This is a genomic window from Pseudomonadota bacterium (assembly GCA_040752895.1).
Classification (GTDB): domain Bacteria; phylum Pseudomonadota; class Alphaproteobacteria.
In genome coordinates this window covers 203792-218285 of the sequence record JBFMHN010000003.1, presented here as the reverse complement: position 1 = coordinate 218285, position 14494 = coordinate 203792, and the positions used below count along the sequence as shown (strand labels likewise).

12 protein-coding genes and 1 pseudogene are annotated in these 14494 nt (G+C 63.3%); all 13 read right to left on the bottom strand.

The features are described from left to right. On the bottom strand, positions 1–1362 hold the full coding sequence (trbL, locus tag AB1781_07340; protein ID MEW5704379.1) for a P-type conjugative transfer protein TrbL: 1362 nt from the start codon (positions 1360–1362) through the stop codon (positions 1–3). Positions 1363–1404: 42 nt separating this feature from the next. After that, a complete protein-coding gene (gene trbJ / locus AB1781_07335; GenBank protein ID MEW5704378.1) occupies positions 1405–2130 on the bottom strand; it encodes a P-type conjugative transfer protein TrbJ in 726 nt (241 codons plus the stop codon). Then, positions 2127–4562, bottom strand: a complete 2436-nt coding sequence (trbE, locus tag AB1781_07330; protein MEW5704377.1) for a conjugal transfer protein TrbE — start codon at positions 4560–4562, stop codon at positions 2127–2129. The genes trbJ and trbE overlap by 4 nt, the downstream gene beginning before the upstream one ends. Next, positions 4556–4831, bottom strand: a complete 276-nt coding sequence (locus tag AB1781_07325; protein MEW5704376.1) for a VirB3 family type IV secretion system protein — start codon at positions 4829–4831, stop codon at positions 4556–4558. Before AB1781_07325 ends, trbE begins: the two co-directional genes overlap by 7 nt. After that, complete coding sequence (locus tag AB1781_07320) at positions 4828–5151, bottom strand: TrbC/VirB2 family protein (protein MEW5704375.1); 324 nt, start codon at positions 5149–5151, stop codon at positions 4828–4830. Before AB1781_07320 ends, AB1781_07325 begins: the two co-directional genes overlap by 4 nt. Positions 5152–5168: 17 nt before the next feature. Further along, a complete protein-coding gene (trbB, locus tag AB1781_07315; protein ID MEW5704374.1) occupies positions 5169–6161 on the bottom strand; it encodes a P-type conjugative transfer ATPase TrbB in 993 nt (330 codons plus the stop codon). After that, positions 6158–6571: a CopG family transcriptional regulator gene (locus AB1781_07310; protein MEW5704373.1), complete on the bottom strand. Its 414-nt coding sequence runs from the start codon at positions 6569–6571 to the stop codon at positions 6158–6160. Before AB1781_07310 ends, trbB begins: the two co-directional genes overlap by 4 nt. An 11-nt stretch (positions 6572–6582) precedes the next feature. After that, positions 6583–8622: a conjugal transfer protein TraG gene (locus tag AB1781_07305; GenBank protein MEW5704372.1), complete on the bottom strand. Its 2040-nt coding sequence runs from the start codon at positions 8620–8622 to the stop codon at positions 6583–6585. 257 nt (positions 8623–8879) lie between these two features. Further along, on the bottom strand, positions 8880–9383 hold the full coding sequence (locus AB1781_07300; GenBank protein MEW5704371.1) for a PIN domain-containing protein: 504 nt from the start codon (positions 9381–9383) through the stop codon (positions 8880–8882). 6 nt (positions 9384–9389) lie between these two features. Next, positions 9390–11882 (bottom strand): N-6 DNA methylase, encoded by a 2493-nt coding sequence (locus AB1781_07295; protein MEW5704370.1) that lies wholly within the window; start codon positions 11880–11882, stop codon positions 9390–9392. After that, complete coding sequence (locus AB1781_07290; GenBank protein ID MEW5704369.1) at positions 11879–12214, bottom strand: hypothetical protein; 336 nt, start codon at positions 12212–12214, stop codon at positions 11879–11881. The genes AB1781_07295 and AB1781_07290 overlap by 4 nt, the downstream gene beginning before the upstream one ends. A gap of 174 nt (positions 12215–12388) precedes the next feature. Then, a pseudogene (locus AB1781_07285) lies at positions 12389–12616 on the bottom strand (DUF3363 domain-containing protein). 117 nt (positions 12617–12733) lie between these two features. Then, positions 12734–14404 carry a DUF6119 family protein gene (locus tag AB1781_07280; protein MEW5704368.1) on the bottom strand — a complete coding sequence of 557 codons (1671 nt, stop codon included), beginning with the start codon at positions 14402–14404 and terminating at the stop codon, positions 12734–12736. Positions 14405–14494 lie beyond the last annotated feature (90 nt).

Genomic DNA, 14494 nt, shown 5'->3' with positions numbered 1-14494 from the left:
TCAGTCCTCCCTGTCCTTGAGATCGGGGTTGGCGGCGCCGCCGGGCTTGTCGCCGTCCTTGATCGCCTGCGCCGTGGTGTGGCGGTGCGCGCGCGATGCCTGCTCGGCGCGCAGGCGCTTCGCCCATTGCGGAGCACTGTCAGTGGCGGCGGCGGACGACGCGCCCTGGGCGGCGCCGGATGCCGACTCACCGGAAACCGAGCCGCCGCCGGTGGCGCGCCAGGCGGCTTCTCGTCCGGTCTTCGCGCTCTGGGACAGGGAATTGCTGGCGCGGCTCGCCATGGAGCGCGCTCCTTGCGCGACCGCGCCACCTCCAGCGCGTGCGACACCACCTACACCGGCCGCGACAGCGCCCATGCCGGTCGCGCCGGATGTTGCCTGTCCCAAGCTATAGGCAGTGGAAGCGGCGGCACCGACCGACGTGCCGGCACGGATCGCGGCAAGGCCGCCGGAGCCGGCCGCGCCGAGAAGCCGGGCGCCACCCATGACCGCGCCGCCAGCCAGCAAGGCCGAGCCCGCGACGGCCCCGGCCGTGCCGATGGCGGCGCCGGCGCCAAGCTGCGGCGCGCCGGAGACGAGGCCGGACGCAATACCCGGGCCGAAGATGCCGAGACCGAACAGCGAGAGCGCCGCCAGCACCAGCGACATCGCCTGGCCGATGTTCGGCTCGCGTCCTTGAAGCGCGGTGATGAACTCGCCGAAGAAGCTCGAGCCGATGCCGACGATGACCGCCAGCACCATCACCTTGATGCCAGAGGAGATGACGTTCCCGAGCACGCGCTCGGCAAGGAACGAGGTCTTGTTCCACAGCGCGAAGGGCACCAGCACGAAGCCGGCCAGCGTCGTCAGCTTGAACTCCAGGATGGTGATGAAGAGCTGCACCGCCAGGATGAAGAAGGCGATGATGACGACGAACCACGCGATCAGCAGGACGATGATGGTCAGGAAGTTCTCGAAGAAGCTGGTGAAGCCGAGCAGCGCGCCGACCTGTTCCAGCAGCGGATGGGCAGCGGAAAATCCGATGCCCGCCAGCTTGCCGGGCTTCAGCAGGTCGGCGGCGGTCAGGCTGTTGGCGGTGGCGCGAAGCCCGAGACCGGCGAACGACCGATAGATGATGTCGGCCAGCGTGCTGAAGTTGTTCAAGATGAGCGCGAAGGCGCCGACATAGAGCACCTTCTTGATCAGGCGGCCGAAGATGTTGGCCTCGCCATCCATGGCCCAGAAGAGACCCGCCAGCGTGATGTCGATGCCGATGAGGATGGTGGTCAGGAAGGCGACGTCGCCGGTCAGGAGCCCAAACCCGCTATCGATGTAGCGGATGAAGGTCTCCATGAATCGGTCGATGACGTTGAGATCGTCCATGTCGCGAAGCTCCCTCTCCTCGGCCTTTCTGGTGCCCCGTCGCTATCGCGGCGTGTAGGCCGTGCCCGAGCCCAGGAAGCGGGCCGTCGCCGCGCGCGCGGCTTCTTCCGCCTGTGCCTTGCGCGCCTGGTCCAGCGCTTCCGAGCGGTACTGCGCCGCCATCAGGTTCTGGATCTGGAGCTGCTGCTTGGTGGAAAGAGCGAGCAACTGGTTGGTTGCCTGTTGCGCCTGCAAGCTCCCGACTGCGCCTTGCGAGGCCGTCACTAGCTCCGACAGGGTGGCACCATCGGCCCGGACGTTCTCGACCACCTGCGCCTGTATCCGCATGGTCTGGCGGTAGGCGTTCATGGAATTGCGCCAGCGCGTCCGGGCGTCCGCCACGAACTGGTCGGTCGTGACCGTGGCCGCATATTGTTCGGGAAAATTCTGCTGGAAGGCGGCGTCGGTGGCGACGACCTCGAAGGCGATGCCCTGCGCCTGGATCATCAGCCCGTCGATGCGCTGAAGCGCCCCGGTGATCTGGCCGAGTGAAGAATAGTCCAGGCGCTGAAGGTTCTTCGCCATGTTCTGCAACATGGTCGCTTCGTTCTGAAGCGACTGGATCTGGTTGTTGATCTGCTCCAGCGCGCGGGCCGCCTGGATCACGTTCTGGGCGTAGTTCGAGGGATCGAACACGGTGATGGCGGCGGCCGGCCGAACCAAGCCGGCAACGGGCAGCGCGGATAGCGACGTGGCGACGAGCGCGACGGCAAGAGTTCGGCGGATCATGGGACTTGCTCCAGGTTGGGGTTGGGGAAGTTGGCGAGCAACGCGGCCGCCCAATCGAGGCCGACGGCGTCGAGGAAACCGGCTGCAAATCCGTCACGGCCATGCTCGGCCAGCACGCGGTCGATCATGGTTTGGGACGCCGGATCGGATGTGCCGCAGAACGCGAGCGCCACCGGCCCGAGCGCCAGCTCGAACAGCCGGTTGCCGCGGCGGGATTGCAGGTAGTAGTGGCGCTTCGGCGTGGCGCGGGCGATCAGCTCGATCTGCCGCTCGTTGAGGCCGAAGCGCTCATAAGCGGCACGGGCCTGCGGCTCGATCGCCCGGTCGTTGGCCAGGAAGATGCGCTGTGGGCAGCTCTCGATGATGGCCGGCGCGATGCTGCTGCCGGCTATATCGGCGAGCGACTGGGTGGCGAAGACGACGGCGACGTTCTTCTTGCGCAGCACCTTCAGCCATTCGCGGATGCGCGTGGCGAAGACCGGGTTGTCGAGATAGACCCAGGCTTCGTCCAGAATCAGCAGCGTGGGCTGCCCATTGAAGCGCTCTTCGAGACGGTGGAAGAGATAGGTCAGCACCGGCAGGACCACGCCGGCTTGCGACATCAGTTCCTCGGTCTCGAAGCACTGCGCGTCGTCGAACGCCAGGCGGTTCTCCGCGGCGTCGAGCAGCCGGCCGAACGGCCCGTCCAGGGTGTAGGGCATGAGCGCGGCTTTCAGCGCGTTCGACTGCAACAACACTGAGAACCCGGTGAGCGTGCGCTCCTCGACGGGCGCGGACGCGAGGCTGGTCAGCGCCGACCAGACGGCCTCCTTCACCTCCGGGGTGACGACGACCTTCTCATGGGCGAAGAGCGCGCCGATCCATTCGGCGGCCCAGCTGCGCTCTGCGGACACGTCGATGCCGCGCAACGGCTGGAAGGCCAGCGATCCGCCCGATCCCAGTCCATGGTGTTCGCCGCCCATTGCGAGCACGGCGGCGCGTGCCGAATTGCCTTTGTCGAAGATGGTGACCTGGGAACCGGCATAGCGGCGGAACTGAAGCGCCAGGAGCGCCAGCAGCACGGACTTGCCGGCGCCGGTCGGCCCAACGATCAGCATATGACCGACATCGCCGACATGGGTGGAAAGCCGGAACGGCGTCGAGCCGCTGGTCTCGGCGTAGAGCAGCGGCGCCCCATCCAGATGGGCGTTGCGCGCCGGGCCAGCCCACACCGAAGACAGCGGCATCAGATGGGCGAGATTCAGCGTGTGGACGAGCGGCTGGCGAACATTCGCGTAGACATGGCCGGGGAGCGAACCGAGCCAGGCTTCCACCGCGTTGACGCTCTCGCGGATGCAGGTGAAACCCATCCCGTTGACGATGCGCTCGACGGCGCGGACCATCTCGTCCGCCCGAGCACGGTCCTCGTCCATGACCGTGATGGTGGTGGTAAGATAGCCGAAGGCGACGTGATCGCCGCCCAGCGCCTGAAGGGCCAGATCGGCGTCCACCACCTTGTTGTCGGCGTCGGAATCGAGAAGCTGGGCCGGCTCGCTATAGAGCACCTCGCGCAGCAGGGCCGTGATCGACTTGCGCTTGGAGAACCACTGCCGGCGCAGCTTCGTCAGCGTCCTGGCCGCCTCGGTCTTGTCGAGGGCGACGAATCGCGTGACCCATCGGTAGGCGAAATCCTGATGGTTGAGCGCGTCGAGAATCCCCGGCCGGGTCAGGTTCGGAAAGCCCAGCACGGTCAGCGTGCGGAGATGCCGGTCGCCCAACATCGGCTCGATACCGCCGCTTAACGAGGTATCGACCAGGATGCCGTCCAGATAGATCGGTGTCTCGGGAACGGCGAGGCGATGCCGCTTGGTCGAGACGGTTCCGTGCAGGTAGGTCAGCGTCCCGCCATCGTCGAGTGCCCGCGCTTCCGGCATGAAGCCGGAGAGCAGATCGAGCACGCGGTCGGTCTCGGCGATGAAGCCGGCTAGGTCCTGCCGCCAGTCTCGGCCCTTCTCCTCACGGTCGGTCTCCAGCAGCGCCCGCTCGGCCCGGCTGACCTGATCGGCGGGCGGCATGTAGAGAAGGGTGAGATGGTAGGCGCTCTCGAAGTGCTGCCCGCGTTGTCCCTCGAAAGCGGCGCGGCGCTCCTCGTCCACCAGCCACGACGCGGCATCGGGGAAGGTCGCGTCTGGATAGCCGAGCGCTTCGACCCGCTCTGCTTCGAAGAAAAGCGCCCAGCCCGAGCCGAACCGCCGCAGCACGTTATTGGCCCGCGCGCAGACGCCGACCAGCTCGGCTTCGGTCGCGCTCTCCAGGTCCGGCCCGCGGAACCGGAAGGTCCGCTGGAAGCTGCCGTCCTTGTTGAGCACGACGCCGGGCGCGACCAGCGCCGCCCAGGGCAGGTGGTCGGCAAGCCTATCCGCCTTCTGGCGATATTCGGCGAGGTTCAGCATGACCACCATGCCTTCTGGCGGAGGTGACGAGCCAGCACCTGCGCGAAGTCGGGATCGCGCTTCGCCGCGAACACCGCCAGCGAATGGCCGACCAGCCACAGCACGATGCCAGCGATCCACATCTGGAGGCCGAGGCCCATTGCGGCGGCCACCGTGCCGTTGACGATGGCGATGGCGCGCGGCGCGGCGCCCAAGAGGATCGGTTCGGTCAGCGCGCGGTGCAGCGGCGCCTCGAATCCCGCCAGGTGATTGGCGCTATGGACGCTCATGACACGAGCGCCCCGCCGCCGAAGGAGAAGAAGGACAGGAAGAAGCTCGACGCCGCGAAGGCGATCGACAGCCCAAAGACGATCTGAATCAGCCGGCGGAAGCCACCCGACGTCTCGCCGAAGGCGAGCGTCAGGCCGGTGACGATGATAATGATCACCGCCACGATCTTGGCGACCGGCCCTTGCACGGATTCCAGGATCTGCTGAAGCGGTTGCTCCCAGGGCATGTTGGAGCCGGCGGCGTGGGCCGTCGCGGTCACGGCCACCGAAAGCACGGCGCCCGAGACGGCCGTTCGCAACGAACGAAGATGAGCACGCATGTTGGGTCTCCCGTCTGTCAGAGGTCATGAAGCCGGTGGGGGGTGAGATCGGTGACGGCGTAATCGCCGTCCGCGTCGAGGCCCGTGACCTCGGCGATGGTCTCGATGCGGCGCGCCAGGCCCCGGCCCTGGATGAAGACGACGAGGTCGATCGCCTCGGCGATGAGGCGGCGCGGCACGGTGACGACGCTTTCCTGGACAAGCTGTTCGAGGCGGTAGAGCGCGGATCGGGCGGAGTTCGCATGCACCGTGGCGATGCCGCCCGGATGGCCGGTGTTCCAGGCTTTGAGCATGTCGAGGGCTTCCGCGCCCCGGACCTCGCCGACGATGATGCGGTCGGGACGCAGGCGAAGCGTCGAGCGGACGAGATCGGCTAGGCTCACCACGCCCGGCTTGGTGCGGAGCGCCACGCAGTCAGGCGCCGCGCATTGCAGTTCGCGCGTGTCCTCTAGGATGATCACCCGCTCGTCGAAGCGTGCCACCTCGGCAAGCAATGCGTTGGCGAGCGTCGTCTTGCCCGAGCTGGTGCCGCCGGCGATCAGCAGGTTGCGGCGGTCACGAACGGCCTTACGCAGCGCGTCTGCCTGGATCGGCGCCAGAATGCGATCGGCGATGTAGTCGTCGAGGGTGTAGACCCTGGCCGCCGGCTTGCGGATGGCGAAGCAGGGTGCGGTCGAGACCGGCGGCAGCAAACCTTCGAAACGTTCGCCGCTGATACCGTCATCGCGCGGCGGTAGCTCGGCGCTGACCACCGGATTGCCGGCATGCACCTCCATTCGGACGTGGCTTGCAACCAAACGAATGATGCGTTCGACCTCGGCCGGTTCGAGCCGTTCCCCGGTGTAGATCCGTCCCTCACCGAGACGATCGAGCCGCAGGCTGCCGTCCGGATTAACCATCACCTCGATGACAGCGGGATCGGCGAGCGCCGCCGCGATCGCCGGTCCCATGGCGGTGCGCAGCATGGCGCGGCGGCGGCCCTGGGCTTCGGGATGAGAGAGACTGCTCATGGCGTTCCCTCTCCATCCGTATTGCCGCCGAGGGTGCGGCCGCCGCCGGCGATCTGCCGGCCGACCTGGTCGATGAAGGCTTGGAAGCGGTCGCGTCCGACCGCGCGCGCCGCTTGACCCGGTTCGGGCAGCGGCGCCGTGACGGTGAGCTGGTAACGGACGAACAGCGCCAGGCTCTCCAGCAGCACTTGGCCGTCGCGCTCGATGCGGTTGAGCTGGGCGCTGATCCGATTGAGGCGGAGCCCGAAGCGGTCGTCGAGTTCCTGCGAGCCGCGCCGGGTGAGCCACGCCGCCACCGCATCGGCCAGGATGGCGGACTTGGACGCGCCGGGCTTCGCCGCCAGCGCCTCTAGCTTCTCGCTGAGATCGGCGTCGAGGAAAAGTTGATGGCGGATCTTGGAGCGTTTCATGGGGCGGCTCCTCAGAAGGACGGCAGCAGGTCGTCGCCGCGACCCGTGCCCTCGTTCATGGCGTGGGCGCGCGCGACCGAGCCGAGACCACGCAGTCGATCCATGGCGCGCTTGTCGGCGGCCGTGTCGGATTCGTCGTCGGCCAGGCCAAGATCGGTTTCGTGCTCGGCGGCGGCTGGCTTGGTGACACCCTCTTCCGGCAGACCAGGATGGCGTTGCTGCTGGAGCCCGCCCTCTTCTTCGGCAAGGCCGCCTTCCTCATCGACCACGGCGGCGAGGCGGATATGAAGGCCGCGCACCTGGCCGCTCCAGTCATCCGGCCGAGACGCCGGCTTGTCGTGATAGACGACATCGGCCAGCACCGGTGCGTCCGCCACGCGCGATGTAAAGTTGCGGTCTTCGTAATAGCGGAGCTTCTTCGCCCGGATCGGCGCCAGGCCGGAGACCAGCACCAGTTCGTCGGCTGGCGGCAATTGCATCACCTCGCCCGGTGTCAGCAGCGGGCGGGCGGTCTCCTGCCGGCTGACCATGACGTGGGAGAGCCACGGCGCCAGACGATGGCCAGCATAGTTGCGCTGGGCACGCAGCTCGGTCGCCGTGCCGAGCGCGTCGGAAATCCGCTTCGCCGTCCGTTCGTCATTGCTGCTGAAGGCGATGCGAACATGGCAATTGTCGAGGATGGCGTTGTTCTCGCCGTAGGCTTTGGATATCTGATTGAGGGATTGGGCGATCAGGTAGGCGCGGATGCCATAGCCGGCCATGAAGGCGAGCGCGGTCTCGAAAAAGTCGAGCCGCCCGAGCGCGGGAAACTCGTCCAGCATCATCAGGAGCTGGTGCTTACGGCGCTTGCCGGGATCGCCCTCCAGCCGCTCGGTCAGCCTGCGGCCGATCTGGTTCAACACCAGCCGCACCAGCGGTTTGGTCCGCGAGATGTCCGACGGCGGAATGACGAGATAGAGCGAGACCGGCCGCGCCGCATCGACCAGATCGACGATGCGCCAGTCGCAGGCCGCCGTCGTCGCCGCCACGGTCGGATCGCGATAGAGGCCGAGAAACGACATGGCGGTGGAGAGCACGCCCGAGCGTTCGTTCTCGGACTTGTTCAGCACCTCGCGCGCGGCCGAAGCGACGACAGGATGAACCCGCGGATGATCCGGCGTGCCGAGATGATTGGTCGCCATCATCCGGCGCAACGTGTGGGCGAAGGAGCGCTGCGGATCGGAGAGGAAGGTAGCGACGCGGGCGAGTGTCTTCTCTTCCTCGGCGTAGAGCACATGCAGGATGGCGCCGACCAACAGCGAGTGGCTGGTCTTCTCCCAGTGGCTGCGGCGTTCCAGCGCGCCTTCCGGGTCGACTAAAATGTCGGCGATGTTCTGGACGTCGCGAACCTCGTCCGATCCCTTGCGCACTTCCAGAAGCGGGTTGTAGCGGGCCGAACGCGGATCGGTCGGATTGAACAGCAGGCAGTGCGAGAAACGTGACCGCCAGCCGGCGGTCAGTTGCCAGTTCTCGCCCTTGATGTCATGAACGACCGCCGACCCGGTCCAGGAGAGAAGCGTGGGAATGACGAGGCCGACGCCCTTGCCCGAGCGCGTCGGCGCGAAGGCCATGACATGCTCGGGACCGTCATGGCGCAGATACTGACCGCCGAGGCGGCCGAGGAAAACGCCGGCGGCCCGGAAGAGTCCGGCCGCATCGATCTCGCGCTTGTTCGCCCAACGCGACGAGCCGTAGGTGGTGACGAGCCGGTTCTGGCGTGCCCGCCACAGCGAGCCGATAACCGCCGCAGCGCACCCCATGAAGCCGCTGGCGCCGGCCAGCATTCCCGCCCGGTCGAAGATGCGCGGGGCGTAGGCCTCATAGGCGTACCACCATTCAAACAAACGCCAGGGGTAATAGACCGGGAGTCCGGTCAACATAAACCAGGGCGTGCCCAATTGCGCCTGATAGCCAAGCTCGGCGGCGGTCCATTGCGTCGACGCCCAGACGCCCGCGATCACGATCGCGAAAACGATCAGGATCGGGCCGATAAGGAGCTTGGTCGGGGTCATTTGCTGTCTCCCGCCGAACGCGGACAGCGCATTCGGGAATGGAGACAGAATTCAGGCAGAAGATAAAAAGAGAAAATCGCCTTTATTTACGACTACTTACGCTCATAAGCGAGGGGATGAAGGAGATCGTAAGAGAGGGTATGAACAACAACGTCCGGCCACATCGAACGATCGTCGATAGTCTCCGGTCGTCAGAAATGAAACACAATTCCAATGACAATGAATATGCCAATTTCGAGCGACTCGTCGCTGCTGTGTCATAGGATGAGCAGCCGGATCTCGGGATCTGCATCAGCAATCCGCCTCATGCGACCATCAGCCGTGACGAGAATGAGGTCGCGCTCCTTCCCCTGCGCGCACATCCACACGTCGTTCTCATCGACCTGGAGTTTCTGTCCACTTGTCTTATCCACCCATTCTTCCAGCCAGCGCGGCCGATCTCGACGGCTCGCCTTGGCCAAATACCGCTTGGCGAGATTGGTCTTCAGTTCGGCATAAGCCGCCGAGGTATGATGGGTCACGTCCAGCACTGCATACGCACGAGCCTCTATCAGCATCTGCTGAAGGGCCGGCAGAGAAGCTCCGCCGAAAGCCTCGGCCATCCGCACACCGAAGGTGAGTTCCGCCAAGGACATCGCGGAGACGAACTGCGCCGAGTCTTGATCCAGTGCCTCGATCGCCGCCCGCACATCGCTGTGCCAGTGGTGTGAAGGGTCGAGGTGAGCCGATAAGACGGAGGTGTCAAGAATGTATCCGTCCACGGCCGATCATGCTCCATAAGTACGCAGGAGCATGGCTTCCCCGTTCGGCAATGGCTGGAACACTTTCTGAATCCAGGAGCCGTGCGGATGAAAACGCCTGGACACGCGCTCAGCCAGTGTCAAACCGGGCGTCGGGTCGCTGACGTCCCAATGCCGCCACGGATGCGCAACAGGACGATCAACGCCACTGAAATATTCCAGAAGCTGGCGTTCCAGTCGTGGCGGCAGATCATAGGCACCAAGCACCGCTGCATCGATTTGCGTAAGAAGCGCCTCCAGTCGCTCCTCGTCCGGATTTAACGCTCTTGGCTCCGTAATTTGCCGAACATACTCCGCCACCAGTTCCCCTACATGAAATGGAAGCACCGATGGAACAGGACTCTGCTCAACGGCAGAGATTCGAATACCCTTTGCGGGGGAATGGACCGCGAGAAAAGCATTTGCAACCGGCCCATTCAGAATCGCCGCGAAGGTCAGAAGCTGCGTGTCAGTAAAAGACTCATGCGGCCACAGTCCAAAGAATTGCTGCGAGCATAGCAGCCCTTCCTTGTCGAGCATCGCCGCGATACGCCATGGTCCGCGGCTTAGGCGCCCCGCGTTTACAACCAGCTTCGGACGGTCCCATGGCAAGTCGATTGCCCTAGCTCGAAGTCTTTCTCCCCGGCAGTCCAGCCATACTGGATTCGGCAACATAAACTGTCGCGCCCCCCGGGCGGTGTGCAGTCCCCGTCTGTAGCCAGCGCGACGGTGAGTGCCCCAAGCCGAGTCTTGCGCCGACTTCCATTCAATCCCGCGATGGATAGTGAAGTGACGCTCCAGTCGCGGTGACGCTTGTAGATAATCCCAGACTGCCTGCAACGGCGGGACCCAAAGTTCTCCCGAGGGCGGATCGCCAACCTCACGCACGACATTGCGTTCCGTCGTCGTTTTCCCAGTTTTCAGGAAAATGACACGATCACGGTCAGACACTTCGGTCGACCGCAAGTTGATGACGGCTGGAGCCGGTGGCCTTGGCTCGCGAGCGATCAGGAGCGCCGATTCGATAACGGACGCGCCAAAGATGCGATCGGGCAATTCGACTAGTTCAACATCGCCATAGAGCTTCTCGATCTTCCGCCGTTGTTCCGCGAATTGCCGGTCCAAAATGAAGGGACGTGGTAAGACGAAGGCGAGCGCGAGTGGATGTACATCAAGCGCAGCGTTCAGCACCGCCACGGGTTTGGAGTAAAACTCGCTCGCGATCGGATAGCGTGATCGTTCCTTGGCGGTAAAGGCTTCGAAAGGCGGATTGCAGAGGACGACATTGCGCCCCTTGATGCGGTCTTGCAGGACCCCGTCCTCGAAGAGGTCAGCTTCGGCAATGTGCCAGCCGTTCTGATTCGGGTAATCAGCCAGAATCAGGGAGAGCGTCGCGACCTCGCAGGCAAAGGGGTCGATTTCGTCGCCCGCGAGATGCCCGACCAGAAAGTCATGGCGCTGCTGGTCGCTCCAATCGATCGGCAGCAAGTCGCGCATATGCCGCAGGGCGGAAACGAGAAACGCGCCAGCGCCGGCGAAGGGTTCATAGACGCTTAGTTCATTCGGCTTGTAGCGATGAAGCTCCAATCGGGCGACGGCATATTCGGCAAGCTGACGCGGTGTGCTGTGCGTGCCAAAATGCTTCCGGGCTTCGGGGGTAACGAGGGTATTCTCATAAACGAAGGCTAGATCGTCCGATGAAATATTGGCGAAGCTGATACCGCCACGCAAACATTCCCAGGCGGCCGAAAACGCAGGCGGCACTTTCTGGCGGCTACTGATCGGAACGGACGCCAGGGAATAGTAAGATTCGATGGCACGGAGAACGGAGGCGAGATCGGCAGCGTCCCAGCCTTGAGCATAGGGGTGCTGGCGATCCTGCAAGACCTTCGCGGCAAGCAAGCGAAATACGACGCGAAACAGCAGCCTTGTTTCGGGGGCCTTGCCGCGTTGGGCGGCGGATGCAGCCGTAAGCGTGTCAACCAAAAGACGGTCGAGTTTGAGATGGATTTCACCCTCGATGGCAGGCAGCAAACCGAGATCGACAAAATCGAGTTGGTAGCTCCGGTCGATGGCGCCGATCGATTTCGCGCGGTGAATAGCATCCGGGCGCCAGGTTTCCCGATGTCGCTCGAACAACGCCGGTAGGTCGTTAACCGGCAATCGTTCAAGCACGCGCGGCGGAGCATCACCGCGAACCTGCCAGAGCGAAACCTGATCGCCTTCGATGACAAACAGCAGCGGCGCGCCGAGCGCGCGGTGCACCTTGACCAACTCCAGCGTATCGCCGTCTCCCACCGAAACAGCAGCGAGTGCGGCCGACCGGTAGGACGGGGGCGTTTGTGTAAAGGCGGCGAGCGAGACTGTTCGCGTCGTGTCCGCCGGATCGAGAACATCGACGAAGGCATAGTCGCGGACGATCGCTTCGTCCCGATAGCCCGTGGATCGCGCGGCCTTGGCGATGATGTCGACGGCGTTCACGATCGGCCTCCCGTCGATACCGCTTCGGTCTTCGAGGGTAGCGGGGTTGGCGGAAAGCGGAGTGTCTCCTGGTTATCGACTTCGCCGTCGGTCAGAAGCGCACCTCGCAGGTGACTCACCAATGGCCGCAAGGGGATGGTGATCACGGGCGTCTCGGAAACGACGTTCTCAAGCTCTGGCCTGATTTGAAGGCGGCCAGTCGCTAGATCGACAATCAGCTTGCTACGTTCCAGAGTTGGCCAGGAGGTGGCGTTGCACGCTTCGAAGAGAGCTTCAGCAATAGCTGAAAGTGCACCGACCCGGACAGCGAGATCAACGGTCAGAACACGCACGATTGCAACGCTGAGTAAATCGCCCGCTGTAAAACAGGGACTATGCCCTGTCCCCCGACGCAGGGGAGCCAAGGCCTTCTTCCAATGACGATAGGTCTCCTGTGGGATTGTCATCGCACCACGGAGTTGACCGGGAGTGTAGTGAACTGCCACCGCTGACCTGCTATCTTGTTGTTAACAACAAGATAGCAGGTCATAATGGCCGTAACAACTGCTAATTAGGTCACCGATGGCCCGCTCCGCTGCCGCCCGATGGTCCAGGAGATGCTGTCGCCGCGCGATGCCGGAGATCTGCTTGCCGAGATGGCGATCTAGCACCGGCCGCCACGGCGCCAGCGTGAACTCGCGGGCTTTCTCAATGACGGCGAACCGGCCACTCGCTAGATCAACGTGCCGGCGGTAGAAGCCGTCAAACTATATTCGGCGGTCCCTGAGCGCCCCTCGTTCCTTTGATCGTCGATGCTCGATCAACCTCGAATCGCCAGTTCCTCTAATTTACCATACACATCAAGGCCTCGGTCACTCCGCAGCATCGGCTGGCACTTCCTCCCCGGCGACAACCTCAGCCTTCTTCTTCCGCTTCTTCTTTCGGCCCTCCGCAGTGGCTGTCTGATCGGTGACGAACATGACCGTGGCGGGCACATCCATCAACTGAAGCGTTTTCATGCTGCGCATGAGGCTGATACGTGAGAATAGCGGCAGATTCAGCGAGCGGCCTGCCGGATCTTTGCGCGTAACAATGCCGAAGACGATGCGGTAGTGCCGATTCCGGATCAATGCCACAAGCGGGTCCGGATCGCCCTCAACTAGCGCCTCTCGGATAAGGGCCTCGAGCCGGTCGATGGCCTGAGGCTCAAGCCGTATCAACTCGACCGCGTTGACTCCCTGGTTGAACAGGTGGCTCAGCTGCGCTGACAGCGTCGAGACTTTCACATGATAGAAGACGGCTGTGTCACCCCGCGATGCCAGCAGGTCGCACGGCTCCACTTGTGTGTGCCCGGCCGGACTGATGTCCTTTCTATCGAGGCAGATGACGGCAGCATCACCCGCGGCGACCGCCTGATTGTAAGCACCTTCACTGGCGTGATCATAGGGCGGAAGGTCATTCACGGCGCAGAGTGGATCGAGATAGGTCTGCAAGCGGGCAATATAGTCGTTGTCGATCCGATACCACCCTCCTTCGCAGAGGTGGTAGGTTTCACCAGCAACTCCGGGCAGGGTGGTATCGAAGACAAGGCTCTTGAAGATGCTGTGACGGTCGCGGCCATTCCCGTCCTCGTCAGTCAGCAAGAGCTTATGACGTTTCAACGTGTCAATGTCGATGGCCGCAAAGTCGATCTCGTTCGTATCCAGGTATTCATAGTACCGGCCGATATAGACATCGTCGTAGATGAGGCTCCGACCTGCCCCTACGAACATGACGTAAAGGTTGTCGCTATAATTGATGATCTCCGGGACCGTTATGTTGAGGTCCGGGTTCCGCTCCCGGAAGGCCACAAGAAGATTGGCGTTCAGAGCGGCGATCCCTCCAGGATCGCGAACAGGAACGATGTTCTGAATTTCGGGAAACGCCGTCTTGTAGTCCTCGCTCTCATAGAGAGCAAGGACCGCCGTGCAAAGTGCCTCAAGCCCCTCGGCGGCAACATCGGTGCTGATACGCAGATTGCTGCTGCCGGTTGCGTGACGAAACAGATCCTTGTGTTCCTCCCTCACTTTGCCGGTAAGGCTACGCAGAATCGTGCTGTCCCGGTCGAAATCGAAGAATGTCAGTTCGGATTCGATCGGCAGTTGTGTGCGCTGCCGTTTGGCGACACCGGGATCGAGAGTATCCGTACTTTTCAGCTTCTGAGGATCGAGACTGTTCAGCGTTACGCGAAGGCCGAAGTCATACTCGTAGCTGGCGTCTTTCAGGTTGTGGGCGACATGACCAAAGGAAAGCGCGAAGCAGCGCGTGCCGAGAGGCAGGAAGACCAGTGCGCCCTTGTGAGCCTGAGTCAAATTTATCCCGATCCCGAAATAAGAACGCCACCATGGTGCTCGCGGTTCGCCGTCCAGTATGAAGATCGACGCGCCCTCGGGAAGGTTAGCAGCTTCGACATCCGAGGCCAGGGCATGATCGTCCTCAAGGGCGCTCGACGCGTCGAAGCTCTCTTTGAGCAGGTAAATCGAAAAAGACCGACTTTTGGTCATATATGACCTGCAGCGCTCGTATTGAGAAACGACCTCCGTTTGCGCGAGTATAGCCAACAGTCCTTCTATGGGCGAGTTTCGTGGCCAATC